This is a genomic window from Aminobacterium thunnarium (assembly GCF_055390565.1).
Map to the genome: position 1 here is coordinate 1,744,228 of NZ_AP042412.1, position 25,558 is coordinate 1,769,785.

Consider the following 25,558-nt stretch of genomic DNA (forward strand, 5'->3'; position numbering starts at 1 on the left):
AAACAATTTGTATAATATATCGCATCACTCGTTACCCTACAAGCGCGGAATTACCTGTCTGTTATACTTTAAGAAACTCTTTGTATTATGGAGGTTTCAGATGGCTTATGAATCAACTTTCCTTGAAAAAGAATCTATTCTGAAACTGATTCCCAAGCTATCTTTTCCCGCCATGGTAGGAATGATCGCTCAAGCTCTCTATAACGTTGTCGATGCGATCTTCGTAGGGCGGGGCGTTGGCATGCTGGCTATTGCTGGAATATCCATTGCATTTCCAATTCAAATGGTAATCATGGCAACAGCACAAATAATTGGTGTGGGCAGTGCTTCTATTATCTCACGAAGTCTCGGAGAAAAAAATAGAGAAAAAGCAGAAAAGACTCTTGGAAACCTTATGAGTTCAACCTTGCTGCTTAGCGCTATAGCCGCATCTTTCGGACTTTACTTTCTTGAACCTATCCTCCGTCTTTTCGGAGCAACAGATGCTATTCTTCCTTTTGCCGCCGCGTATATGAAGATTCTATTCGCAGGATCTGTTTTCTTTGCCTTCTCAATCGCATGCAATAATGCAGTACGAGCAGAAGGAAACGCAACTTTTGCTATGCAAACCATGCTTATTTCAGCAGGAGTAAATGTCGTTCTCGATCCTATTTTTATATTTATCTTAGGCATGGGGATTCAAGGAGCAGCGATAGCAACCGTAATAGCTCAAGCCTCAACAGCACTATGGCTAGGATTATACTATCTTAGAGGGAAGAGCGATGTCCGTTTTTCCTTACGTAATCTCAAACCCCAATTCAACATTTTATCTGAAGTAATAGCTATTGGCCTTTCCGCTTTTCTCAGACAAGGAGCAGCAAGTCTTTCACTCGTAGTTATAAATCGACAGCTCGCTTTTTGGGGAGGAGATGCAGCAATTGCCGCTATTGGAATCTTACTCAGGATAACTCAATTTGCTGTTATGCCCATCTTTGGAATAGTACAGGGACTTCTTCCTATCGTCGGCTACAATTTTGGTGCAAGGCTCTTTTGTCGGGTTACGACAGCAATGAAACTCACAATAGCCATTTCTACTTTTTTATGTTTTCTTTCTGCCGCTCTTCTCTATTTCATGCCAGAGACACTCATCTCTTTGTTCAGCACCAACAGAGAACTTCTCCCCTTGGGCATTACAGCATCTAGGTATATGGCTATAGGTTTCCCTTTTATAGGATTTCAAGTTATGGCTTCTGGACTGTATCAAGCTATAGGAAAGGCTGTACCTGCTCTTTTTCTCTCTTTGCTTCGTCAAGTATTACTATTAATACCACTGGTTCTATTTCTCCCCTCCATATATGGTCTTCAAGGAATTTGGAAGGCCTACCCCATTTCTGATGTTTTAGCAGCTATAATAACTCTGATTCTATATAGGCGGGAAATGCAACGTCTTACAACGCTTTGCTCAGAAAGATTACGATAAAGAAAAGGAGAATTGACTCTATGCTTGAAACTGCCGTATCTTGGCTCGTCACAACTATTGGACATCTTGGATATCTCGGAATCATATGCCTTATGTTTCTCGAATCTTCCTTTTTTCCCTTCCCAAGTGAAGTTGTAATACCACCTGCAGGCTACTTAGCTTCAATCGGCGAAATGAATATTTTACTTGTTATCATAATGGGAATACTGGGGAGTATTCTCGGAGCCCTCTTCAATTATTGGATTTCTCTCCGATTTGGGCGTCCCTTTTTCCATAAATATGGGAAATACTTCTTTCTAAAGGAATCAACGCTCGATAAAGCGGAACATTTTTTCGTACGACATGGACACATCAGTACTCTTATAGGGCGTTTACTTCCCGGGATTCGACAATATATTTCTCTTCCTGCCGGGCTATCTAGAATGCCTCTATTTCCCTTTTGTATCTTTACTGCTATAGGGTCAGGCATATGGGTAACAATACTGGCCTTTGTGGGATATTGGGTAGGAAATAATAAAGAATTGGTAACTGAATATCTTCACACCGTAACAATTATTGCTGTTATTTTCTGCTTCTCTATCGCTTCTATTTATACAATTTATGTAAGAAAAAAGAACAAAAACAACGGAAAGTAAAGAAACTCAGGAGGTTCGTGAGACACGAGCCTCCTGAGTTTTAAAAGTCGAGAACTGCAGTAAGAAAATGGGTGTAGAGTACTGGATTCTGCTGAACGTTTTGCGCAAATGCAGCTCCTATAGATCGAGCCTTTTGAAGATGTTCCTTTTTCCCAGTTCTTTGGTGCATACGCAATAAGTTCATCATAGCCACAGAGTTACCTGAAACAACAGCACCATCTTCGGCTTCCAAGGGTCTGAAAAAGAGCAACTCATCTTTCTCAGAGGTCATAAAATAGCCACCACTATTTTCGTCATAAAAGAGAGAATCCATGCGCTCAGAAAGTTTTACTGCTCGCTCACCATAGACTGGCTTTCCTGTAGCCTCTTCTAATTCGAGAAGTCCCCAGATCAAAAAAGCATAATCGTCGAGGAAACCAGAAACAGATCCTTTACCGTCCACAACGCTATGATAGATTCCTTTTTCTACATGAACAGCCTTAGATAAAATATACTCCGTTGCTTTTTGAGCCCCATCAATAAAACGTTGTTCTTTAAAAATTCGTCCCGCGAACGCTAAAGCAGCAATCATCAAGCCATTCCAATCTGTAAGAATCTTTTTGTCGCAATGAGGGCGAGAACGTTTATTCCTCGCGTCAAGAAGCAAATGACGAGAGGCAGCTAACTCTTTTTCTAACGTTTGCAAGTCGATCTCATACTTTTCCGCCAATTGAGGAATAGGGGCAGAAAGAGCGAGAATATTATCGCCCATTCGTCGTCCAGTAACTGGATGGTTATAATTCCCACTTTTCTGAATGCCGTACGCATTTAGGAAGAGAGGCAATGATTCTGGCGGCAATATCTCCCGTATTTCCTTCTCCGACCACACATAAAAACGCCCTTCTACTCCTTCACTATCGGCATCTTCGGCAGCATAAAAAGCTCCCTGAGGAGAGCGTAAATCTCGCAACACATATGAAGCTATATCAAAAGCTACATTTTTATACATTTCTCGGCCTGTTACTTCCCATGCCGAGGCATAAGCCAAAAGGAGAAGAGCCTGATCGTAGAGCATCTTTTCAAAATGAGGAACTTTCCATTCCCTATCAATAGAATAGCGGGCAAAGCCTCCACCGAGATGGTCTCGTATTCCCCCCATAGCCATCGTCTCTAGTGTTCGCTCCACCATTTCAAAAGCTTTATCCTCTTTAAACATCTTCCCATATTCAAGTAAGAAAAGAAGAGAATGAGGCATCGCGAATTTGGGGGAATCCGCAAATCCTCCCCACAAAGGATCAAAACTCTCACACAATCCTTTAAATGCTTCTTTTGCGACACTTCGCCCCGGACAAGAACCTTTTTGGTTTGATATTCCCTTTTTCAAAGCTTCTAAAATACTATCTGCTGATTGAATTACATTTTGCTTTTGCATAAGCCAAAGCCACTTAACACGTGGAACTATATCGACAAGACCTGGAATCTGTCCAGACGTCCGTTTGGGAACATAGGATATCGCAAAAAAAGGTTTACCATCTGGCGTCAGAAAAAGATTTAAGGGCCATCCGCCACTCCCATTCATGATAAGACTCACGGCCATACATGCATGGTCAATATCCGGACGTTCTTCTCTATCCACTTTTATAGAAATACAAGCATCATTCAGGAGGTTAGCAACTTCGTCATCACTGAAGCTCTCCTTTTCCATAACATGACACCAGTGACATGAAGAATATCCGATACTCAAAAATATGGGTTTATCCTCTGTTCTAGCTTTCTCAAAGGCTTCAGCTCCCCATGAATACCAATCTACTGGATTATGAGCATGTTGAAGTAAATACGGACTTTTTTCATTGATTAACCTATTCGATTTATTTTTCATTACTTCACCTCTAAAAATCAAAAAATGACACTGTTAACTTAAACATAGCGTCACATAGGTAATAAAAATAGCCGCCAATACAGAGAAAATCAATCCCCTTCCAAACCATGAGAAGATAGCTGCCGTACCAATGCCAGCTAATGTGGGAATTACCATCTCAGAAGAAGATTCTGCTACGCCTCTAACAATAAGAACTCCAAGAGCAGTGTAGGGAATGGCAAAAAGGAACTTCCTCATCGAAGGAGATATGGTCTTTTGGGATAATATCCAAAAAGGGCAAAATCTTGGAATGTACGTCACAATAAGCATTCCAATAATAAGGGGCAAAGAACTTTTCATATCTTTTCTCCTTCGTAAGAGTCTTTCAAAAGAAAAGGACCGGCCGAAGAACCAACTATAATAGCTGTAATAAGCTTCCAGCCATCAGGGAAAAATTCCAAAGCGTCAAGAATAAAATAAACCAAACCGGAGAAGCCAGCTAAACAAAGAGCCGTCATAGATTTCCTTATTTCCGGAATCAAAATAGCAGTAAACATAGCGTACAGTCCTACTCCCAAACTAATCTGAACAGTCTCGGGCAAAACAGTACCGACAGCATACCCCAATGCAGTTCCTGCTATCCACGCCGCGTAAGACACCCCATTTAATGCCATCAAGAAAAAAGGAGACAGCTCTTTACCTTGCAAAGAAGCTACAGAAAAAGTTTCGTCTGTAATGCCAAAGGCTATAAATGGTAGCCACTTCTTATTTACATTTTTGAGACGAGCTGCCAATGAAGCTCCCATAACCATATGGCGCAAATTCAGAAGAAAGGTTGCCAAAATAATATCTCCTGTGGCTATCCCGGCCCTGAGAAGATCCAACGCCATAAATTGACTTGCTCCTGCAAAAACAAGGATAGAAAAAAGGCAGTTTTCACCAAAAGATACCCCTACATTACGAGCTAAAAGTCCGAAAGCCATGCCAATTGGTATGTACCCAATGACAATAGGAATACCTGCCTTGAATCCGCTATAAAGGCTGTTTCTCTCTATTTCTTTCATATCCTTAACAAACCTCTAAAAAAGAGTAAGTATGTCTTCTATTTTATCGAAGGTATAATAAGCACCAGAATTTTTTAATTCGTGGGACGAGAAATTACCAGTAGTCAAACCAACTCCACGAACTCCAGCAGCAACAGACGTCATCATATCAAGGTCTGTATCCCCTACGTAGAATATTTCTTCAGGAGCAGCATCTAAAAGTTCCATGCTTTTATGCAAAATATCAGGAGCAGGCTTAGGATGTTCTACATCCTGAATACCGATAATATGCTCAAAAAAGCCATCAAGTTTTTGAGACTCTACCACCGGACGTGCATTTTGGCGATTCGATGCCACTGCAAGACGAATTCCCTTATTGCGAAGAGATTCCAAGAGCATGACTGTGCCTGGAAAAAGCCGAATTCCAGCATATTCCTGCTCTACAAAAAATCCTCTATACTGAGTAAGCCATTCTTCTTTAAACTCTCCCCAAAGCTGAAGCCAAGAATCTCGGATAGGCATACCAATAGTCTTCAAGACCTCTTCTCTCGTTACCTTACGCAATCCGTGCTCTTGTGCCAAACGATTGGTGCAATCAGTAATTGCATAACTGCTATCAGCCAAAGTCATATCAAAATCAAAAACGACAGCTTTTATCACGTTAATTCCACCTTGTCAAAAAAATTGCTTGACTCAAAAATTTTTAGATATTAAAGAATCGTACCTTAAGAAAAAGAAAAAAGCAAAATTCCGGTGTTTCCTTTTACACAAAGGAAACACCGGAAGATTAGTCATTCCTATTAAACTTTAATCGTAAAGGACCGATTTACTAATCAAAATTTTATTACCTCGAAATTCTAGTAATTCAAGAGTAATAATATCATCTTTGAATTTCATACTATTTCGTACCCACAGCGTAACGTCGCCATGGGAAACGAGAACGAAAGATTCTGGATCAATCGGTTTTTGGCTCTTCACGAGAGCCGATGCATCTTCTCCTCAAATACCCCTGTAATATCCCCAATCAAGATACAGAGGTTGAGGCAAACGCTGCAAAAACTCCAGTGCCTGATCAGAAAAAGCAAAGGTAAGCTCTGAAGTATTTTGTGGCGCTTCCAAAGCAAAAAGAACTGACCCTGTCGAAAAAATATAGAGACTGCATACGAGCATTACTGATAAGACTATTTTTCTCACTCTACCCCTCCTCACGAATACCCCCAATAGTATATATTAGAATATCTGCCAAGTCATCATTTCCTCAAGGGAAGAAAACATATTTTCAATAAAAATCTTCAGACGAACCTCTTCGCTACATCGAGATGAAAAACTAAACCGAAGAGAATGAGGATACCTGAGATAACGAACCGCAAAGCCTTTCTCTTCTACTGGCCCATACCCTGCTGCTTTAAGACCAGTAGGTAATGTCGTACTTGTGGTAATTTCATTTTGAGTAAAATGTAACCAGCCTGGGGATTGGAATATATCAGGCATTTTCCCATCCTTGGAATTTTCTTTCCACACTTCGTAGAGCAAAGATAAATGAGCTTCCGGACCATAACCGTTCATATACATAGCAATTCTTTCTCGATGAGACTGAGAAACTCTTTGTAACAACTCTTTTAGATTTTCTTTCTTATACCCTTCTCTCATTCCCTTAACCAAGAGAACCGAATCTTTTGTAACAGGGCGCATTCCGTCTGTTCGTCCCTTTCGAAAGTGACGAAGATGAACCGATTCAAAAACATGAGGGAGAGAGGAAAAGCTCTTAAAAAAACTTGATTGAATAGCCACTTGAACGAAAGCATCTGTGCTAAGAGAATGCTTTTTTATATCCTCTAATCCAAAAGAAGGAAAATCTCTAACGATTAAAGACGTTCCTTTTATCATTGAGTCAAAATGTGCTGCAGCTTTTTCTATAGCTTTACATAGTGAGGAATCAAGAATAAACGAAACTTTTTTTGCCAGTGTTCCCACCATAACTCCTCGTGGAAAGATAACCTTTTCATCTTCAGTAACCCATCGAACTAATCGAGTGACCGCAGCTCCATCCAAACCTGAATGTTCAAAACAAAGCCCTCTATATCCTGGACCAATAATTAACTGTAGAGATTTATCAAACCATCGATCTCCTCCTTTTCCATGCCAAACATTTCTGCACACATTCATTGTGTGAGGGAGTGGATGATCTTCTAAGCAAACAACAAAAAGAGCTTTCTCCAAAATATTCATGGCATGAATATTTTGAGAATCAATCTGCAAAAGCCGTTTTCGCCAATAGAACCAATCTGTTCTAGGAAGGGTTGTCAGAAGTGCTGGAGAAGATATTCTTTCTGTAGACACATCTCCTTCAGAGAAACTCTGCAAAATAGATAAAAAAACACCACTTAATTCTTTAGTGTCCCTAATGTCCCCCTTATCAGAAAGAACATCAACCTTATAGAAATTACCCTTAAAGATTACAATAATATGAGACTCTTTTGTGGTAACCTCTCCATTCGAGCTCCAAGGTGATTTTAAAAAGTCTTGATTGAGTCCAGGAATTCTCGTTGTCGAAAAAAAATTTTTATATTGTTCCAAACTTAAAGGATTTCGCTCATCCCATTCTATTTCTGGATTTTGCAACAGGTTTTCTCGAAAACGCAAAAATGAAACAACACTTTTCGCTGCCCTATCACATAGAGATAAGCTATATGAAGTTGAAGAATCGTTGAAGACATAATAAGGATTACTGTATATAGGCAAAGGATCTCTCGCTTTTAAATACCATTTTTCCCAATAAGGGAGATTTTCAAGAAAAGACTCTTCTTCGGTCAAACGTTGTTCTAGCATCTTTTGCAAAAAAGGTCCCTTCTCTGGCGATTGCAAAAAATTTTTCACCGCTTTTTGAGTCGTTTCTATTTCATTAGAAGAGAGAAACGGCTTGCTCCACATGGAAAACAACTGACAAGTTTTATTTAAATCGGAAAAAGAAAGAGCCGGCAAGCGGCTCTCTTTCGAACAAAAATATTTATATTTTTTCATTTTTTAACGCATCTTCTACGTTTTTGATCACGAGAGGATCATCAAGCCATTGATGCCAACGTTCCGAATAATGCTTTAAAAACCAAACTGCCGCTTCAAAAGAAGAAGCACTTTCTCTTTTCATATATGCTAAAAAGGTGTTTGTCTCACCCATAGTCGTCTCATATTTTATAAGAAAATTTTCTATCTCCGGATTTTCCTCAGCAAACACCGTGTTTATAGTCTTTAAAACCCTTGAAGCAGGAAAGTCACATCCTCCAGATGTATTCCATACTTTTTCATCATAAGGAGGTTCTTCTAATTTCGTCATATCATACATTCCCAAGATAGGAGTGGGCTCCCAATAGTATGCAAGAACAGGCTTCCCTTTTTCATATGCAGATGCAATAGCTGTGGCAAGGGCGCTTGCCGAACCACAATAGAAAACAGTATAACGGGAATTCAGTCCATAGGACTTCATTTTTTTCTCGTTTGTAACGCTTACGTTCCAGCCAGTTGGTCCGTTATAAAAACGTCCTTTTTGAGGATTTTCGGGGTCTCGAAATAGTTCCCAATAACGAGACAGATCCTTTACACTTTTTAAATCCGGTGCCATAGGTTTAATTCCCCGATTTGGATCTCCCTTAATTAAATATGTAGGAACATACCATCCTTGAGGAGCATCTGGAAAATTCTTCCCCAAAGACCGTAACTTACCGCGCTTCTCTGCTTTCTTCCAAAATTCACCAGCATTGTCTACCCAAGTTTCCATGGCAATATGAACATCCCCTCGTTCCAATCCCATAAGCCCAGGCACAACTTCCGCAAACGTATAAATTACACTCCGTCCAAAACCTTTTTCGATAATATACGCTGCAATTCTGTTATGAACTTGAACACTTTCCCAACTAAAATCAAGGAAAATAACAGGACTTTCTGTGGAAAAACCACAAGAAGCTAGATTAAAAAGAACAACTGACAACGTAAACATAAACAATATTTTTCTCCACCATTTTTCACTTTTCATATCAAAACTCCCTTCTAAAATTTAGTATAATAATTTGATTATAACATAAGGACATAAGCATCATTGATGTATAATTGATCAGAATAAGACGACTTGCCCCATTAAAAATATCTTTGAGGTAAAATAAATGTGGATGATTACATGATTGGGAGGGCTTTTTATGACAGTATCACCTCGTATAGTTCTTTATCGAAAAGTTTCAGAACTTGAAAGAGAGCTTCATTTAGCAGCCCAAAAGCCTTCCTGTATATTTTTTGTTCCCACGAGCAGAGATAGAAAATTATTGCAAGATGTTATTTTTCCCCACAATATGGCAGGACAAAGTGCTCCCGCTATTTGGCGATGGGATGATCTTATCCGCCAATTTGAAACATTCATATCTGACAATTCTGAAGGAGGTCAAAATAACTACATTCGCCAAATTGATCCTCCTGACCACTGGCTCATTGTTCGGTATATCGTTAAAGATTTTTTGGAAAGTCAAAAAGGAAACACACTTCTTCCTCCTGGAGTGTGGCAAACCGGCTTTATTTCAACATTGGGAGACCATTTTAGAGAGTTATTACGAGAAGCTGTTTCGCCAGAAACATTGGGGCTCTCTCTTGAGTGTGGTAATTGTAACCGAGAAAAATGTCCCCATATTCACACACCAGAAGGAATTCTCTGTCACCTTTTTCACCTTTACGTAGAATATTTAGAGAGATGGCATCTTGTAGATAGTGCGCAAATTCCTCTTATAGCTCTTCGTTTCCTCAAAGAGGGTCCCTCTTCACTGCTACGATGGGTTGTTAATCGCCATTTCGTATTTGTTGGATTTCTAAGCTTTAATTCAAGTCAGATACATCTGCTTTCACATCTCTCTTCGTTAGGAGCAACAATAACAATATATACACCACAAACGGGTTTAGATAATTTTTACACCACAGTAGATCAGTTTCCCGGAGCCTTGGTAGAAAGTCTTCCCTCATCGGGGACACTGAACGCCCTGCGAATTACATCGGGATCTCCACGAATGGAAATGGAAACACTGGCACGAGAGCTTGTATTGTGGAAGAACCAGAAAGGCTATATTACAGAGCATAATATTCTTCCTTCTACAACCTCGTGGCAGAAAATGGGCATGGTTATAGACAGTCCTTGTCTGGCTTTGGCAGAAGAAGTATTGACTCGATATCATATTCCTTATTCCATTCATGAGGGGCTTACAGTAGAACAAACTCCTCTCTGGGATTTGGCCCGAAGGATATGGTCTGCTGGTGAAAAACAATGGCCTGTTGAAGAAACGTGGAATATCCTTCGTGAACCATCCCTCGCGGGAAGGGAAATTCAGACACCGCCTCCTACAGACATATTCAGTCTTAGTGAGGGAGGCTGGATTGACCTACTAAAACATAGAGCACCAGAACGAGGTGTTCTTTCATTTAAAAAAATGTGTCAGTTTATCAAAACCATGGAAAAAGGCGGAACTCCAGCAGATTTGCTTTCCGCCCTATACACCCTAGCCGCAGAATCACCTTCTTGGGGCAACGAACTCTCCCTTTGGGTCATTGATCATCCGGAACTTGATGAGTCTGTTCGCCGTCTTCAGGCAGCATTACGTGAAACAGAACAAAAAGTAGAAAGTCTCGGAGAACTCCAAGATCGAATAGGCAATGCAGGAAAGGTACATTTTTCAGGATCGGAAGCTATCTCTTTCTTACATCACTGGGCTTCTATAGCCACTATCTGGCTCCCTGCGGCAATAGAGGGAACACTTTCTTTATTTGTCGGGACTCCGCCAGTCCTTACACAGAAATCTCTTTGGATAATGCCTGGTACTACTGCATCTATGTGGCCCGGCAAAATAAGCGAATCCTCCCTTCTTCCTGATGATCATAAAATGACACTTCATGAAATGATGGGAACAGAACGGGGACATCTTCCCTTACTTAAAGAAAAAAGAGAACAAAGAGAAGCTCTATTCAGACGACTGTTGGCCTGTGGAGAAAAGGCCATAATTATAAGTTCTCCACTTGCGGACGGATCGGGGAAACCTCTTCCGCCCTCTCCATTCATCGGAAAGTCTTTCTCGGAAAAGTGGATTTATTCAAAAGAAGAAATTCCTCCTCTCGAGAGAACATTGAGTCATCTTCTGCCTAAAAAAGAGGAGCCTGCTATTGAAGGTGTTGAGATCAGAGAAGATGCCTACCCATATACAGGCAGACAACGCTACCTTCCTGAGGAAAGAACGGAAGTTCCAGTATCTCCTAAAGGGCAGCTTAGCAAGCTTGACGAATATATGGATTGCCCTTTTAGATTTGCGAACCTCAACTGTCTCAATATAGACGAACCCGTATCTTCAGGACTGGATCTGGCACGAAGCGGAAGTACGCTGCACCAACTTTGGAATAAAGTATGGGAAACATATGAAGAGACAGGAGAATCTCTCTCCCTACTTGCTCGCCGTTATTGGGAAGAAATAGTAGAGGACGCTTATCCTGACCTGCTTCAGAGATCCTCTCTTACCAGACATAATGAACGACTTCTGCAACAGACCTTAAAACTGGCCGATCTTCAACAAATCATGGAAGAAAATGGCCTGGAGAAGCTTCGCTACAGACAATATAGAGAAATGGATCTTCCCCTCCTCAGTGTAAATGGGGTTCCTTTTACAGGTAGAGCCGACAGGGTGGAATTTCTCAATGATGGAAGAATTATTATTCTCGACTATAAGCTCGGCAGCGGAAACGGCCGCAATAAAAATCTCCAATTAGCTGCATATACCCTAGCAATCCAAGAAGGAGAAGGAACGTTGCCTGCGCATATGCCCAATCTCCGCGTAGTAGGAACTCTCTATCTCTGTCATAGTGACACTTCTATTGTAGGTGCTGTCGAAGAACAGGATATTCTAGAGATTACGGGCTGTTCAAATGCGCGAAACGGAAACACACTAGAAGATCTCATTGAAGCGACAAAAGTTGGGCTGAACAATATGGCACAAAGCCTTCGGTCTGGTATATATGCCCCTAACTATGATTCAAAAGCATGTCACTACTGCTCTCTCAATCTTATGTGTAGAAAAAGTGAACTTGCAAGCAAAGGAGAAAAAGATGAAGACAAATAACACTCTTGCGCAACATATAAAAGAACAGATAAAAGAGCAGACTGAGGCCGTTCCAGGACAATACGAAGCAATAACTTCTGATTCCCCCCTTGTTGTAGTTAGCGCAGGAGCTGGAACTGGGAAGACGTGGACTCTCGCATGGCGCTTCATCTGGGCTCTTATTTCAGGCCGCGCAGCAACTAATGAGATTCTTACGTTAACCTTTACCGAAAAAGCAGCTTTGGAAATGGCTGAGAGAATTAAAAATATGCTCTTTCAACTAGGGATGAAACACCCCTCATATAGAAGCTTATTTCAAGATGCCGCTGACCGTATTGACGAAGGGTATATTTCTACCATTCACGCTTTTTCCATGAGAGTGCTTAAAGAATGCGGGCTTGCTACTCATCTTGACCCAGAATCTGGAGTTGTCGCTCCTCCTCAGGAAAGTATTTTTTGGAAAGAAGCAGAAGAAGCTCTCGATCAGTGGAATAAAGAATGGTTTCAGAGAGGTCTGCCATCCTTATGGACAGAAAGGGTACGGACCCTCTTTACAGACCCTCTCTTCATGAATATTATTAACGCCTTTGGGCCAGAAGCAGTAACAACTCATGCTAGGCAATCCCTAGCCCTCTTTGCCAGCCAAGGATATGGTCCAGAAGATATTTGGCAATGGAGCAACGTTCTTCCAGATAGAGACCAGTCCACTCTAGAACAAGCTCAGACAAGCTTGTATCAAAAATGGGAAAAAGAATGGCTTCGTTTTCTGGAACCTGATATCGGCATCTTTTATAACCTCAAAGAACTCAAAGGGAAAAGTCAATTAAGTAATCGCATTCAAAGTTTAATGAAACAATGGGGTGAAAGACCTTCTCTACATGATATGCCGCTTTTTGTACTTTCACTCATAGATACGCTGAAAGGGGCTCGCGGAAAACTTTCAGATGAAATTGCCGAATCTCTTGGAGAAGCAGTCTCTCCGTACAGAAATCGCCTAAAAAAAGACGAACCATGGCTTAGTGCATTTCATTCAGGATTTGATTCTGACGAACAGCTTTCACGCATATGTATGCTTCGTATCGCTGCTGTATTCTGGCAAATTTGGAATGAATTCCGCATTAGAAAGAACAGGCTTTCTTTCGACGATATGATCAGTTATGCAATAGAAGCCCTTGAACAGAGTCCATCATATGCTGGCCGTTTTAAAGAAATTCTCGTTGACGAATTTCAAGATACGAACCCTCTTCAGGATCGTCTCATTCAGGCTGTTAGACGATATAATCAACGTCTTTTTCTTGTAGGTGACGTAAAGCAGTCTATCTATCGCTTTCGTCATGCTGATCTTTCTCTCTTTGCTTCGTATATAAGAAAAGCCAAAAGCGGAGAAGGAGAATATATTGCTCTCAATAAAAGTTTCAGAAGCAGGGAAAACCTTGTTTCTGAGGTAAACAACCTTTTTGCTTCCATATGGAAAGACGGACTCGGGCAAAACCTACAATTGCCCTTTGAACCTTTGGACGTTCCGAGAAATCTCGACACGTATAAAACTCGTCAGCAATGTACCGTCGACCCTTTAGTTATCTACCTTGAAGAAGGAAAAGAGAAAGAAAAAGTCGGAGATATGCGCCTTCGACAAATTAGACGTCTCGCTAGTCTTTTCTCTCGTTATCATAATGATAAACACACGATTTGGGACAAAAAACAAGAATGTCTCCGTCCTGTGCAATGGGAAGATATGGCAATTCTTGTCCCTTCTCGAACTACGTGGTTTCCTCTGCTCGAGAAGATTTTCTTCGAAGAATTTCAGATTCCCATTTATTTTGAAGGAAGTACCCGTTACTTCTCTCGAAGCGAAATACAAGATATCATTGAACTGCTTAACCTTTTGGATGATCCCGAGAACGAAAACTATCTTATAAGTTTTCTTTCTTCTCCCTTTTCGACACTATCCCTTGATGATGTTCAAGAGCTTGTCAAAACAACAACAAAAGGATACAGATACAAGACCTTTCAACAACAATGGCCTCATCTGGCTCAGCAGATTCAGGAATGGCGTTTAATGGCTCATTTTCTTGGCCCATCATCGGTACTTGCCTCCTTCCTTGGCCGAGGAAACGAAACATTACTTAGTTTCCCTGCGTGGAAGAGACGAAGTGTAGCCGCCAATATACGCAAAGCCATCGATATTGCCAGAGAATTTGAAGAAACCATCGGAATAAGTCTACCAGGCTGTGCAAGATACCTTCGTGATGCCGTGGAAAAGCAAGAAAAAATAACTGAAGCAGAAGTATCAGGAGAACATGAAGATGTTATTCGTGTCATGACCGTTCATGGGGCTAAAGGATTGGAATTTCCCGTTCTCGCCGTTATGGGCTTGGAAAGAAGCAGCAGTGACGGTGAAAAAAAGGGACTCATGCCTTCCAAACAAATGGGAGTAGCCTTGAGGCATTTCCCTGACGAAAAATCTTCCAATCCGCCCTTGGCATGGTCTCTCTCTAAACTGTTGGATGAGCAAGAAGAATATGAAGAATGGCAACGTCTCTTTTACGTAGCCTCAACACGAGCACGAGATAGTCTGGTTTTATGTAGTCTCCTTCCTCAAAATAAAGATGGATACTCTATTTCTGAGAAATCATGGCTTAATATGCTCCTGACATGGAAGCCCGGATTGCCACTTTGCAATGACGAACCACCTTCTGTCATTAATGTGAAGCTACAAAAAGAAACAACAGAAAACATAGCGTCTTTCGTACCTCTTCCACAACCGGAACCTCAATTTTTATCTAAAATAAGCGCTACATCATTTGCTCTTTTCCAATACTGCCCTTACGCCTTTCGACTAAAACACAGGCAAGGGCAAGAACTCGTATGGGAACAACCAAGCGATGACCCGACAGAGGGAGGAACAGACGTAGGGAGTTTGGTACACATTCTCCTCTCTCGATGGGATTTTATATCTGTACCACTCGATTCCTTCTTTCCTCAAAAAAATTGGCTTGAGTTTGCAGAAACATTACCATCAGAGCTTAGGCCAGTCTGGAAAAGAACTCACACGAGAGAAGATGTATATTCTTGGCTTTTCTCCTTTCAAGAGAGTTCTTTGGTTAAACAGATTCGGGAAAACAGGACAACAATCCGCAAGGAGTTCCCTTTCCGCGTCTCTTTGCCAGAAGGTCCAACTATGGGAGGATCTATTGATTTACTTTGGAGGGAAAAAGACACTCTTTTCATTCGCGATTACAAAATAACAACCCTTGCTCACGTACCTGAAAACTTGTACAAAGATCAGCTGGCTTTTTACGCATTAGCAATGAAAAAGGCTCTTCATATATCCCAAATCTCTCTTGGCCTATGGCACTTACGAGAAGGAATAGAAGAGCCTGTTCACGTTTCAAATAAAGACTGGACTGCCCTTGAAGAAAGAGTTCGAAAGACAGCACACCTCGCTATATCTGGTCCCTTTAAGCCTATAGAAGGACGCTGTTCTCTCTGTCCCTTTAAACGAGAGTGTACGTGGCCGTTGAAATAGTTCTATAAGGCCTTCCAGCTCTTAAAACCTTTACCAAGAACTTCTGAAGCATCGCTAATTGACATAAAGGCATTGGGATCTTTTTCTCCCAGAAAGCGTTTAAGAGTCACCATTTGACGTGGTTCAAGAAGGGCCAGTAACACTATTCGTTCCTGCCCCGAAAAGCCGCCTTCTCCGCGGAGTAAGGTTACCCCCCTATGAAGGTCTTTCGTAATAAAAGATGAAACGTCATAGGGCTGACTTGTAATGATAAACACCTGTTTTCGCCGGTCAAAAGAACGAGTTGTATTATCTAAGACAATGCCATAAATGTAGAGACCAACAACACCGTAAATTGACGACTGAATGCCAACAACAAAAGCAGATAACGCCAGAATTACTGTATTATAATAAATGGAAAATTGCCCCATCTCTATTCCATATCGTTTACGAAGAGCCATTCCGGGAATATCCATCCCCCCAGTAGAGGAACCCGCCCTAAAAATCAATCCTGCTCCAAAACCCTTTATAACACCTGAAAGGACGGCCGCCATAAATTTATCTTCAAGATCTAGAAGAGGAATAACCTCAAAAACCTTCAATAACAAAGAAAAAAGAACAACAGAATACGCTGTCCAAATAACGAAACGAGGTGAAAGTTCTCGCCACCCCCACGCCATTAATGCAGCATTGGCAATAAGGATAACCCACGCCGGAGAAATACCCCATACATAGTTCGAAAGAACAGCAATACCTGAAACTCCAAGATCAGGAAAACGATTGGGCAAAACAAAAATAACAAAACCAAGAGCCATTAATATATTTCCAACTGTTACGGCAGTAAAAGCCTGCCACTCTCCCTTTATAGCCAAAAATAAACGAATGAGAGATTTTTTTATAGCCAAACGAGAAACGCCTTTCAATCCACATATCCTCCTTAAAAATATATTCCAAAAAATGAATTGTTACTCTAGCGCAGCAGCTCAAGAAAAGCAAGAGACAACCATATTTGGTATAATAATTAGGTTGCAACACTAGAAAAAGAAAGGGTGTGAAGCCGTGTTCATTCCCCTCGAAGGTCAGGGAATCATTTCAGCAGGTAAGATCATTGCCATCGTTCGCCACGGGGACGAAACGGCTCTTTATACGAAAGATGGGTCTGTAGTTGCAACTGGGTTTAAACCAGAGACCCTATCTAGAAGATACCGCGCTTTCGTAAAAGAATCAAGACGTAATGCTTTGGATTTTAAGCAAAAGCACCAAGGAGGAGATTCCGTATGACAGCACCGGCCAAACAGTACACGGCCAAAGATATACAAGTACTTGAAGGCTTACAAGCCGTTCGTAAACGTCCAGGCATGTACATCGGGGACACAGGGGCCAGAGGCCTTCACCATCTCGTGTACGAGGTCGTAGACAATTCAATTGATGAAGCCATAGCTGGCTACTGCAGCAAGATAAGTGTTGTAATTTATGAGGATGAGAGTGTCTCTATAGAAGATAACGGCCGAGGCATTCCAACAGAACCTCACCCGTCAAATGGCAGACCTGCATCAGAAGTTGTACTTACAGTTCTTCATGCCGGAGGTAAATTTGACAATCAGGCCTATAAAGTGTCAGGAGGATTGCATGGCGTAGGTATTTCAGTCGTTAACGCCCTTTCTGAATGGCTGGAAATAACTATCCATCGCAATGGACTGGCTAGAACCCAACGTTTTGAGAAGGGGACACCAGTAACTGACCTCTCAGATGGCGTTCCAACAGATCAAAATGGAACCTTTGTTCGTTTTATGCCCGACGCTACAATATTCGAAGAAGTTAAATTTTCAACGGATATATTAACTGGTCGCCTTCGGGAAATGGCTTTCTTAAATCCGGGACTCATGATCTCACTTGAAGATCGACGGGTATCAAAGATCATTGAATTCCATTACGAAGGTGGTATTAAAACGTTCATAGAGTACCTCAATAAGGGGAAAACTCCTCTTTTTGCCGATCCCATCGTTATTTCGGGAGAAAAAGATGGGGCATCTGTGGAACTTGGAATCCAATATAATGACGGCTACCTTGAGCGTATCTATGCCTTCGCCAATATGATTCATACGGTCGAGGGAGGTACCCACGTATCCGGTTTCAGAACAGCTTTGACCCGAGCTATAAATGAAGTTGCCAGACGAGCGAAACTTCTTAGAGACAAAGATGAGAACCTTTCTGGTGAAGACCTTAAGGAAGGTCTGACCTGCGTTCTTTCTGTCAAGCTCCCCAACCCGCAATTTGAAGGACAAACAAAAACAAAGCTGGGGAACAGTGAAATTAAAGGTATTACTGATTCCGTTGTATATGACGGTCTTATTACATACCTTGACGAACATCAAGATGTGCTCAAACCTGTTGTAGAAAAAGCTCTTCGTGCTCGACAAGCTCGAGCTGCTGCTAAAAAAGCCAGAGAACTTGTACGCAAGACGGCTATGACAGGAATGAACCTTCCTGGGAAATTGGCCGACTGTTCCAGCAAAGATCCTCATATTAGTGAAGTCTATATTGTTGAGGGAGAATCTGCTGGTGGAAGTGCAAAACAGGGACGAGACCGAAGTTTTCAAGCCATTCTCCCTTTACGAGGGAAAATTCTTAATGTGGAGAAGGCACGCCTCGATAAAGTTTTAAGTAACAATGAAATACGAACTATCATTCAGGCACTTGGATGTGGCATAGGAGAAGATTTTGATTACAGCAAGCTTCGTTACGATAAAATCATCATCATGACAGATGCTGACGTTGATGGTGCTCACATCAGTACGCTCTTGCTCACTTTCTTCTATCGCTATATGCACGATCTTGTTGAAAAAGGACACCTCTACCTGGCCCAACCGCCCCTCTACCGGGTTCAGCGAGGAAAGAATATTTCTTACTGCTTTAGTGATAAAGAGCTGCGCCAAATCATGGATTCTATGGCTGACTCCAAGAAAGCATCAGTGCAGCGATACAAAGGTTTGGGAGAAATGAATCCAGATCAGTTGTGGGAAACAACAATGGATCCGCAAAACCGGCTTCTAAAACGAATAGAAATAGAAGATGCCATGGTCGCAGACGAATACTTCAGCATTCTGATGGGCGATAAAGTTGAACCACGACGAGATTTCATCACTGCCCATGCTCACGAAGTACGGAACCTTGATATATAATTGTAAAAAATAGAGACAACGTCAAATAAGAGTCTCTTTAAAAAAGAGACTCTTATTTGCTTTATTTTGTGCGCTCTGTATAAGATTAAAAAGATTCAATTCATCATAAAATCACTTAATCGAGTATCATTTTATGATGTATCAACATACATAGGGGGTGTGTACTTGACCTAGCTTTTACATACTATTCATCCAAACATATTTGACAACGGAAAGGGAGGATCATCGTGTTTTCGTACATCACGAGGAAAATTCTTTACACAATCCCTGTTGTGTGGGGCGTTATAACAGTCGTGTTTCTTCTTATTAATGTTGTGCCTGGAGACCCTGCCATGATTATGATGGGGCAACGTGGCGACCCGGAAACTCTCGCAAAAATTCGAGCGGATTTAGGCCTTGATCTTCCGCTTCACGTTCAGTACGTCCGCTTTATTACCCAAGTATGTAAAGGGGACCTTGGAACATCCTACCGAACAAATGAAAAAGTTTTAGACGCCATTATCACCCGCTTTGGAGCTACGGCCAAGCTTGCAGCTGGTGCTTTGTTTCTGGGAACCACTATCGGTATATTGGCTGGTATTATTTCGGCAGTTAAACAATATTCCGTTTTTGATTACTCGGCTATGTTTATAGCCATAGCAGGGGTAAGCGCCCCAGTTTTCTGGATAGGGCTTCTTCTGCTTTTTATTTTTGCGTACACCCTTGGTTGGATTCCAGGTGCAGGATTTGGAGACGGATCTATCAAATATCTGATACTTCCCATGATTACATTAGGTGTTCGACCTGCCGCATTAACAGCCCGTCTTACTCGTTCCTGCATGCTTGAAGTTCTTAATCAAGACTACATCCGTACCGCCCGCGCCAAAGGTTTGGCACAAAACATAATTATCATGAAACATGCTTTGAAAAATGCCATGATTCCTATCATCACCATTATAGGAACTCAAATAGCGTCTCTTCTTTCTGGTGCCGTTCTAACAGAAACCATCTTCGCATGGCCAGGTATTGGCCGACTTTCTGTAGATGCACTGATAGCTCGAGATTTCCCTATGATTCGTGGAACAGTTATTTTCATGGCCATCATCTTTCTTGTAGCCAATCTTATCGTTGATATATCTTACGGCTTCTTCGATCCACGAATTCGTTACGACTAGACGTACAGGAGAAAAAATTATGGCAGAAAAACAAAAAAGGAAAGCTACGACAGGAAACCTCTGGTATGAGGCATGGATTCGTTTTCGCCGCAACAAATTAGCAATGATAGGGTTATTTATGGTTATAGCTTTGCTCAGTATAGCTATATTTGCACCATTTATAGCTCCTCACGACCCGACCAAACAGCTTATTTGGACAGAAGGAGTTAAAGCGAAACTTGCAGCGCCATCTGCAGAGCACTGGATGGGAACAGACCTCTACGGACGAGATATTTTCAGTCGAATTATTTATGGGGCCAGAATATCTCTCCAGATCGGTATTTTTGCAACCATCGTGTCTCTCGTTGTAGGCGTAACCCTCGGAGCATTGGCTGGGTATTTCGGTGGCTATGTTGACGATATTATTTCGTGGGTCATCAACGTAGTATTCGCCTTTCCATTCTTTCTCTTCGTTCTGGCCGTCGTTGCTGTCTTTAAAAATCCAGGAATGATCGTCATTTTCATATCTATTGGTATTGTGACATGGGTACCTATTGCCCGTGTTGCCAGAGCGCAGTTTATCTCACTTCGAGAAAGAGAATATGTGGAAGCAACAAAAGCTCTCGGCTTGCCAACGTCAAGAATAATATTCAGGCATATTTTGCCTAACGCTATTGCACCAATAATCGTTCAGGCAACCTTAGGCATGGGTGGAGTTATTACAACAGAAGCAGGGCTTGCTTTTCTTGGTTTTGGTGCTCAACCGCCTACACCCAGTTGGGGACTCATGATATCTGAAGGCCAGCGTTATCTGACTACAGGACAATGGTGGTGGGCTATATTCCCTGGCTTAGCGATCATGTACACCGTTCTCGCTTTCAACTTTGTAGGTGATGGCCTTCGTGACGCCCTTGATGTTCGTTTAAAAAGGTAGGGGAAAAACATGACACTGCTAACAGTCAAAAACTTAAAAACATACTTCGATACAGATGCAGGGACAGTCAAAGCCGTTGATGGTGTCTCTTTCTCCGTTGAACCAGGAGAAACATTGGGTATCGTAGGAGAATCCGGATGCGGTAAATCGGTCACATCTCTCTCTATTATGGGGCTTTTACCTCGTCCTGCTGGACGTATAGCTGGAGGAACAATCCTCTTTGATGGAAAAGACCTTACTAAATACTCAGAGGAACAAATGAGAAAAGTTCGTGGGAATGATATCTCCATGATTTTCCAGGAACCTATGACAAGCCTTAATCCTGTCTTTACGATAGGAGAACAAATTATGGAACCACTTCGACTTCACCAGAAAATGGATAATAAGGCTGCTTTTGAAAAAGCAGTGGAACTGTTGGAACTTGTAAGCATTCCCTCTGCTCGTCAAAGGATGCTGGAATACCCTCACCAACTTTCTGGCGGTATGAGACAAAGAGCCATGATTGCAATGGCATTGGCGTGCAACCCTGCTCTTCTCATCGCAGATGAACCGACTACGGCCCTTGACGTTACAGTTCAAGCACAGATCCTTGATCTTATGAACGAACTCAAGCATAAAATGAATTCCGCCATTATTTTCATTACCCATGATCTTGGCGTTATTGCTCAGATGGCTCAAAAAGTAGTGGTAATGTACGCAGGGAAAGTTGTGGAGAGAGCTCCAGTTGTTCCGCTTTTCAAAGATCCCAGACATCCGTATACGCAAGGACTTTTGAACTCTATTCCTAAACTTCACACGAAGTCTACGCGTCTTGACGTTATTCCTGGAGTCGTGCCAAGCCCATTAAACTTTCCATCTGGATGTAAATTTCATAACCGTTGTTCTCAATGCTTTGAAAGATGCACTAAGGAAGAGCCGCCTCTTTATAATCTTTCAGATAATAGGGCTGTTCGATGCTGGCTCTACGAAAACCACTCTGAGAAGGTAGGTGTAGAAAATGAATAAAAATAGCCCAGACCTTCTTAGAGTCGAAGGACTTAAAAAATACTTTCCCATAAAAAAGGGAGTCTTTAAAAAAACAGTAGGCTACGTAAAAGCTGTGGATGGCGTCTCTTTTTCCATAAAAAAAGGAGAAACACTAGGACTTGTAGGCGAGTCTGGATGTGGAAAATCTACAACTGGGCGTACACTTATGCACCTTCTTACGCCTACTGAAGGCTCTGTGTATTTTAAAGGTAAAGATGTGGGAGAAACTTTGAAGGAAAATCCTGCAGAAATTCGAAAAAACATACAAATCATCTTTCAAGATCCTTATGGAAGCCTTAATCCTCGCATGACAGTGCAGGAAATAGTAGGAGAAGCCGTTAAATATTACGGTATTGTCAAAGGCAAGAAGGAACTAGATGAGTATGTGACCGACGTTATTGTTAAGGCAGGTCTTCTTCCAGAACATCGATTCCGTTATCCGCATGAGTTTTCTGGCGGACAGAGGCAGAGAATAGGTATTGCACGAGCTCTTGCTCTCAAACCTGAGTTTATTGTTTGTGACGAACCTGTAAGTGCCCTTGACGTCTCTATACAGAGCCAGGTTCTTAACGAACTTATAGATTTGAAGGAAGAATTTGATCTCACGTACCTTTTTATCACCCACGACCTCTCTGTCGTAAAGTTTATTTCCGACAGAATAGCCATAATGTATCTAGGAACAATTGTAGAGTTAGGTGAAAAAGAAGAGATCTTTGAAAATTCTATGCATCCCTATACTAAAGCTCTTCTTTCCTCTATTCCTCTTCCTGATCCTGAACAGCGAGGAACACGAATTCCGTTGGAAGGTGATATCCCTTCACCGGCTAACCCTCCCACGGGCTGCCGTTTCCACACACGTTGCCCATTCGCCATGGATCGCTGTTCCCAAGAAATTCCGGAACTTGTCGACAGAGGAAACGAACACTTTACTGCCTGTTTTCTCCATGAAAAATAAAAAGCCCGGCTCCACAAAAAAAGCCAGGCTCAATCTATTTTTCAACGAAGTCTCAACAGAGAGAGAATTTTTAAAAATTCTCTCTCTGTTTATCCTATAGTTCTTTCCAAAAATCTCATAAAATTCCCGCCCATAATCTTTATTGCATCTTCCTCACTGTAATCTCTAGCAAGAAATTCCGCAGTAAACTCAAGAGAGCGAGAATGTCCTTTTATGCAATCATAATTTCTATGAGGCCCAGGTTTTGTAAAATCTCTCATTTCATCGCAAAAATCAAAACCAAAACCTATATGCTCAACCCCTGCCAATTCGCGGATATGATCAACATGATTGGCTAAATCTTTTTCATCCAACTTTTTCACATCGGGATCTCCCACAAAAGTACTGCACACATTCATGCCCATCACACCACCTCGCGATGCTAATTTGCGAATTAAATCATCTGTAAGATTTCTCATAGATGGAGCCAGCGCTCTGCAATTAGAATGTGAGGCCATGAAAGGTCCTTCATAAAAAGAAAAGAGATCGTCAAAACCCTCGTCATTAAGGTGGCTTACATCAAGATACATCCCTAAACGAGCTGCTTCTCGAATAACTTTTACACCGAACTCAGTGAGCCCACCTTTTTTCCCTTCTTCTACACTGTGGAAAAAGCAGCCATCTGCTGCGTAATTTCGGCGGCTCCATGTAACACCAATACCTCTGACACCCAATTCATAAAAAATACGAAGCAAAGAAAGGTCGTTTCCGATAGGTTCAAGACCTTCGAATGACAGAAGTATGGCAAGTTGCCCCTTTTCTCTGGCAGCACGAATTTCTCGAGTATTTCTACATAAAACAAAAAGGCCTGGACTTTCTTCCATTTCTGCATGAAGTGCGCTTATTAAATCAAGAGCACGTCGTAACCCCATCTCAGGCAGATATTCATTGGGTATAAAGAGTGAGGAAATAACCAGACCGACACCGCCCGCTTTTAGAGAGGGAAGATAATCTCGTTCAATAACATGAGTTTCACCCTTTAAACGCTTTCCCAAAACCAATGGTAAAAGATCAAAATGCGCATCAACTACTATATTTTTCTCGTGAAGTTTCTGAGCTCTCTCATAATAAGAAAGATTCATGTCGTTCTTATCTGCCATAAATTATGCCTCCAATATAGTAAGGTTGTAATATCCATATGAAGTTGAAAAAAATACACAACTAACCTTCGAGATTATACCCTCTCTTCTATCCTTTGTTGTATAGTAGATGTTTGATGACATTATTTTTGGAGGTGTACGTCATGGATTTTCTAAGTTCTCACCCGTCATACACAACACCTACGAGTGTACGCGGATTTATGATTTTTGAGGATATCAAAATACCTGAATCTCTGACACTCTACAGTAGTTTGGCTTCGAAATGGGGGAAAAAGGGATCTATTCAATTTATTCCGTCCTCTGAAGGCACTCATTGGATCGCCATTATTGGTCTGGGGAAAAAGAGTGATCAAAATTCAGATATTATCTGCCTATACCGCAACAAAACTGCCGAATTTGTAAGAAAAGGAACAGCTATGGGGGTTACTTCCTTTTCTCTTACACTGCCAGAAGACCCAACAGATGCGACAAGTAAAGCTGTAGCTGAAGGAGCCATTTTAGGAAACTATCGATTCACAAAATACCGTACAACCGATACCTCACCAGCCACACAGTGTGAGTCCTTTTTCCTTGAGAAAGGAAACCTCGAAGCCATGGAAAGGGGCCGTTATATCGCTTCTGCTCAAACATATTCCAGAGATTTGGCTAATGAGCCTGGGAACGTTATCACCCCTCTTACAATGGCAGACATCGCCAGAGAAATAGCGTCACAATATAATATGGATCTCACCATTCTTGACGAGCAGCAAATTCAGGACCAAGGCCTTCTTGCTCTCTGGCACGTTGGCAAGGGGTCTAAAACACCTCCGAGACTTGTACATCTTACATATCATCCTCAAGGAATAGAACCCCTTGGAAAGATAGCTATCGTGGGCAAAAGCGTCACTTTTGATAGTGGCGGTCTCTGTATAAAAACAAGAGCTGGCATTAAAACCATGAAATGTGATAAAACCGGTGCTTGTAACGTTTTAGGTATTATGAAAGCTCTTACTCCTCTTCAATGTCCTTATGAAGTACATGGCTTTTTCGGAGCTGTCGAGAACATGCCTGATGGGAACTCGTACAGACCTGATGATATTATCCGCGCATTCAACGGTAAAACAATTGAAATAAAAAATACCGATGCTGAAGGTCGAGTTACTCTTGCTGATATGCTTGCTTATGCATCGACATTCAAACCTCAGGCCATTATTGATATGGCAACTCTTACAGGTGCTGCTGTTACAGCTCTGGGAAACTATACTGCAGGGCTAGTCTGCGATTATGATGAACTAAGCGATGACCTGTTTCAGGTAGCTTCGACAACGGGTGAACGTTTCCACAGATTTTGCATGGACGATGAAAAACTTCGAGAACAAATCAATACTCCTTATGCTGATGTAGTAAACACAGGCGGGCCTGGTGGTGGCATGATTACAGCAGGAATGTTTTTAAAAGAGTTCGTTGATCCCACCATTCCATGGGCTCATCTTGATATAGCAGCAGTTGACTACTATGAAAAGGAATTCGATTGCTATGGACTCGGAGCATCTGCTTTTGCTACACGAACCTGCCTCGAATACCTTCTAAGAAATCATAAATAACATAAAAATGAAAAA

The 25,558-nt window shown here is 41.6% G+C and carries 21 protein-coding genes; 11 read left to right on the forward strand and 10 right to left on the reverse strand.

All coding sequences use genetic code 11. The annotated features are described in order from the left end of the window. Positions 1-100 precede the first annotated feature (100 nt). Positions 101-1,459: an MATE family efflux transporter gene (locus ACZ5GY_RS08680; RefSeq protein WP_213691301.1), complete on the forward strand. Its 1,359-nt coding sequence runs from the start codon at positions 101-103 to the stop codon at positions 1,457-1,459. 20 nt (positions 1,460-1,479) lie between these two features. Then, positions 1,480-2,094: a DedA family protein gene (locus ACZ5GY_RS08685; RefSeq protein WP_213695934.1), complete on the forward strand. Its 615-nt coding sequence runs from the start codon at positions 1,480-1,482 to the stop codon at positions 2,092-2,094. A gap of 40 nt (positions 2,095-2,134) precedes the next feature. On the opposite strand, the gene ACZ5GY_RS08690 is transcribed toward ACZ5GY_RS08685, so the two are convergent. The 8 genes from ACZ5GY_RS08690 to ACZ5GY_RS08725 all read right to left on the reverse strand — a co-directional run bounded on the left by ACZ5GY_RS08690 (position 2,135) and on the right by ACZ5GY_RS08725 (position 9,001). Continuing rightward, positions 2,135-3,952 carry a thioredoxin domain-containing protein gene (locus ACZ5GY_RS08690; protein ID WP_323401867.1) on the reverse strand — a complete coding sequence of 606 codons (1,818 nt, stop codon included), beginning with the start codon at positions 3,950-3,952 and terminating at the stop codon, positions 2,135-2,137. 33 nt (positions 3,953-3,985) lie between these two features. Beyond that, on the reverse strand, positions 3,986-4,291 hold the full coding sequence (locus tag ACZ5GY_RS08695) for an AzlD domain-containing protein (RefSeq protein WP_213691298.1): 306 nt from the start codon (positions 4,289-4,291) through the stop codon (positions 3,986-3,988). After that, entirely contained in the window at positions 4,288-4,995 is a 708-nt protein-coding gene (locus tag ACZ5GY_RS08700) for an AzlC family ABC transporter permease (RefSeq protein ID WP_213691297.1), read from the reverse strand. The genes ACZ5GY_RS08695 and ACZ5GY_RS08700 overlap by 4 nt, the downstream gene beginning before the upstream one ends. A 15-nt stretch (positions 4,996-5,010) precedes the next feature. Beyond that, positions 5,011-5,634 carry an HAD family hydrolase gene (locus tag ACZ5GY_RS08705; RefSeq protein ID WP_213691296.1) on the reverse strand — a complete coding sequence of 208 codons (624 nt, stop codon included), beginning with the start codon at positions 5,632-5,634 and terminating at the stop codon, positions 5,011-5,013. A 147-nt stretch (positions 5,635-5,781) separates the two neighbouring features. Further along, positions 5,782-5,952, reverse strand: a complete 171-nt coding sequence (locus ACZ5GY_RS08710) for a hypothetical protein (protein ID WP_213695932.1) — start codon at positions 5,950-5,952, stop codon at positions 5,782-5,784. 21 nt (positions 5,953-5,973) lie between these two features. Then, positions 5,974-6,168, reverse strand: coding sequence for a hypothetical protein (locus ACZ5GY_RS08715; RefSeq protein WP_213691107.1), 195 nt, complete (start codon positions 6,166-6,168; stop codon positions 5,974-5,976). A 36-nt stretch (positions 6,169-6,204) separates the two neighbouring features. Next, positions 6,205-7,995: a choline/carnitine O-acyltransferase gene (locus ACZ5GY_RS08720; protein ID WP_213699301.1), complete on the reverse strand. Its 1,791-nt coding sequence runs from the start codon at positions 7,993-7,995 to the stop codon at positions 6,205-6,207. Beyond that, the gene (locus ACZ5GY_RS08725; protein ID WP_213691109.1) at positions 7,982-9,001 is read right to left on the reverse strand and encodes an ABC transporter substrate-binding protein; all 1,020 of its coding nucleotides are present in this window, start codon (positions 8,999-9,001) and stop codon (positions 7,982-7,984) included. The genes ACZ5GY_RS08720 and ACZ5GY_RS08725 overlap by 14 nt, the downstream gene beginning before the upstream one ends. Positions 9,002-9,161: 160 nt before the next feature. Here ACZ5GY_RS08725 and ACZ5GY_RS08730 point away from each other — a divergent pair, with 160 nt between their 5' ends. Together ACZ5GY_RS08730 and ACZ5GY_RS08735 are read left to right on the forward strand one after the other, a co-directional pair. Beyond that, positions 9,162-12,104 (forward strand): PD-(D/E)XK nuclease family protein, encoded by a 2,943-nt coding sequence (locus ACZ5GY_RS08730; protein ID WP_213691051.1) that lies wholly within the window; start codon positions 9,162-9,164, stop codon positions 12,102-12,104. Further along, positions 12,091-15,612, forward strand: coding sequence for a UvrD-helicase domain-containing protein (locus ACZ5GY_RS08735; RefSeq protein ID WP_213691050.1), 3,522 nt, complete (start codon positions 12,091-12,093; stop codon positions 15,610-15,612). The genes ACZ5GY_RS08730 and ACZ5GY_RS08735 overlap by 14 nt, the downstream gene beginning before the upstream one ends. A gap of 2 nt (positions 15,613-15,614) precedes the next feature. Here ACZ5GY_RS08735 and ACZ5GY_RS08740 read toward each other — a convergent pair whose 3' ends face one another. Continuing rightward, complete coding sequence (locus ACZ5GY_RS08740) at positions 15,615-16,514, reverse strand: YitT family protein (protein WP_213699300.1); 900 nt, start codon at positions 16,512-16,514, stop codon at positions 15,615-15,617. 136 nt (positions 16,515-16,650) lie between these two features. Between ACZ5GY_RS08740 and ACZ5GY_RS08745 the strand changes: the two genes are divergently transcribed. From ACZ5GY_RS08745 to ACZ5GY_RS08770, 6 genes are all read left to right on the forward strand, one after another. Then, positions 16,651-16,872 carry a hypothetical protein gene (locus ACZ5GY_RS08745; RefSeq protein WP_213691048.1) on the forward strand — a complete coding sequence of 74 codons (222 nt, stop codon included), beginning with the start codon at positions 16,651-16,653 and terminating at the stop codon, positions 16,870-16,872. Continuing rightward, entirely contained in the window at positions 16,869-18,773 is a 1,905-nt protein-coding gene (gene gyrB, locus ACZ5GY_RS08750; protein WP_213691047.1) for a DNA topoisomerase (ATP-hydrolyzing) subunit B, read from the forward strand. Before ACZ5GY_RS08745 ends, gyrB begins: the two co-directional genes overlap by 4 nt. A 227-nt stretch (positions 18,774-19,000) precedes the next feature. Next, positions 19,001-19,927 (forward strand): ABC transporter permease, encoded by a 927-nt coding sequence (locus tag ACZ5GY_RS08755; protein WP_213691046.1) that lies wholly within the window; start codon positions 19,001-19,003, stop codon positions 19,925-19,927. A 19-nt stretch (positions 19,928-19,946) separates the two neighbouring features. Continuing rightward, a complete protein-coding gene (locus ACZ5GY_RS08760; RefSeq protein WP_213691045.1) occupies positions 19,947-20,840 on the forward strand; it encodes an ABC transporter permease in 894 nt (297 codons plus the stop codon). A gap of 9 nt (positions 20,841-20,849) precedes the next feature. Next, complete coding sequence (locus ACZ5GY_RS08765) at positions 20,850-21,845, forward strand: ABC transporter ATP-binding protein (RefSeq protein ID WP_213691044.1); 996 nt, start codon at positions 20,850-20,852, stop codon at positions 21,843-21,845. Next, positions 21,838-22,821: an ABC transporter ATP-binding protein gene (locus ACZ5GY_RS08770; protein ID WP_213691043.1), complete on the forward strand. Its 984-nt coding sequence runs from the start codon at positions 21,838-21,840 to the stop codon at positions 22,819-22,821. Before ACZ5GY_RS08765 ends, ACZ5GY_RS08770 begins: the two co-directional genes overlap by 8 nt. 89 nt (positions 22,822-22,910) lie before the next feature. Here ACZ5GY_RS08770 and ACZ5GY_RS08775 read toward each other — a convergent pair whose 3' ends face one another. Then, on the reverse strand, positions 22,911-23,960 hold the full coding sequence (locus tag ACZ5GY_RS08775) for a dipeptidase (RefSeq protein ID WP_307879793.1): 1,050 nt from the start codon (positions 23,958-23,960) through the stop codon (positions 22,911-22,913). A 143-nt stretch (positions 23,961-24,103) separates the two neighbouring features. Here ACZ5GY_RS08775 and ACZ5GY_RS08780 point away from each other — a divergent pair, with 143 nt between their 5' ends. After that, a complete protein-coding gene (locus tag ACZ5GY_RS08780; protein ID WP_213691042.1) occupies positions 24,104-25,543 on the forward strand; it encodes a leucyl aminopeptidase family protein in 1,440 nt (479 codons plus the stop codon). Positions 25,544-25,558: the final 15 nt, after the last annotated feature.

What these genes read in the sequence shown, in the direction of transcription:
- ACZ5GY_RS08680 (WP_213691301.1), top strand. Translation starts at nt 101, where the DNA reads ATGGCTTATGAATCAACTTTCCTTGAAAAAGAATCTATTCTGAAACTG.
- ACZ5GY_RS08685 (WP_213695934.1), top strand. Translation starts at nt 1,480, where the DNA reads ATGCTTGAAACTGCCGTATCTTGGCTCGTCACAACTATTGGACATCTT.
- ACZ5GY_RS08690 (WP_323401867.1), bottom strand. Translation starts at nt 3,952, where the DNA reads ATGAAAAATAAATCGAATAGGTTAATCAATGAAAAAAGTCCGTATTTA.
- ACZ5GY_RS08695 (WP_213691298.1), bottom strand. Translation starts at nt 4,291, where the DNA reads ATGAAAAGTTCTTTGCCCCTTATTATTGGAATGCTTATTGTGACGTAC.
- ACZ5GY_RS08700 (WP_213691297.1), bottom strand. Translation starts at nt 4,995, where the DNA reads ATGAAAGAAATAGAGAGAAACAGCCTTTATAGCGGATTCAAGGCAGGT.
- ACZ5GY_RS08720 (WP_213699301.1), bottom strand. Translation starts at nt 7,995, where the DNA reads ATGAAAAAATATAAATATTTTTGTTCGAAAGAGAGCCGCTTGCCGGCT.
- ACZ5GY_RS08725 (WP_213691109.1), bottom strand. Translation starts at nt 9,001, where the DNA reads ATGAAAAGTGAAAAATGGTGGAGAAAAATATTGTTTATGTTTACGTTG.
- ACZ5GY_RS08730 (WP_213691051.1), top strand. Translation starts at nt 9,162, where the DNA reads ATGACAGTATCACCTCGTATAGTTCTTTATCGAAAAGTTTCAGAACTT.
- ACZ5GY_RS08735 (WP_213691050.1), top strand. Translation starts at nt 12,091, where the DNA reads ATGAAGACAAATAACACTCTTGCGCAACATATAAAAGAACAGATAAAA.
- gyrB (WP_213691047.1), top strand. Translation starts at nt 16,869, where the DNA reads ATGACAGCACCGGCCAAACAGTACACGGCCAAAGATATACAAGTACTT.
- ACZ5GY_RS08760 (WP_213691045.1), top strand. Translation starts at nt 19,947, where the DNA reads ATGGCAGAAAAACAAAAAAGGAAAGCTACGACAGGAAACCTCTGGTAT.
- ACZ5GY_RS08765 (WP_213691044.1), top strand. Translation starts at nt 20,850, where the DNA reads ATGACACTGCTAACAGTCAAAAACTTAAAAACATACTTCGATACAGAT.
- ACZ5GY_RS08770 (WP_213691043.1), top strand. Translation starts at nt 21,838, where the DNA reads ATGAATAAAAATAGCCCAGACCTTCTTAGAGTCGAAGGACTTAAAAAA.
- ACZ5GY_RS08775 (WP_307879793.1), bottom strand. Translation starts at nt 23,960, where the DNA reads ATGGCAGATAAGAACGACATGAATCTTTCTTATTATGAGAGAGCTCAG.
- ACZ5GY_RS08780 (WP_213691042.1), top strand. Translation starts at nt 24,104, where the DNA reads ATGGATTTTCTAAGTTCTCACCCGTCATACACAACACCTACGAGTGTA.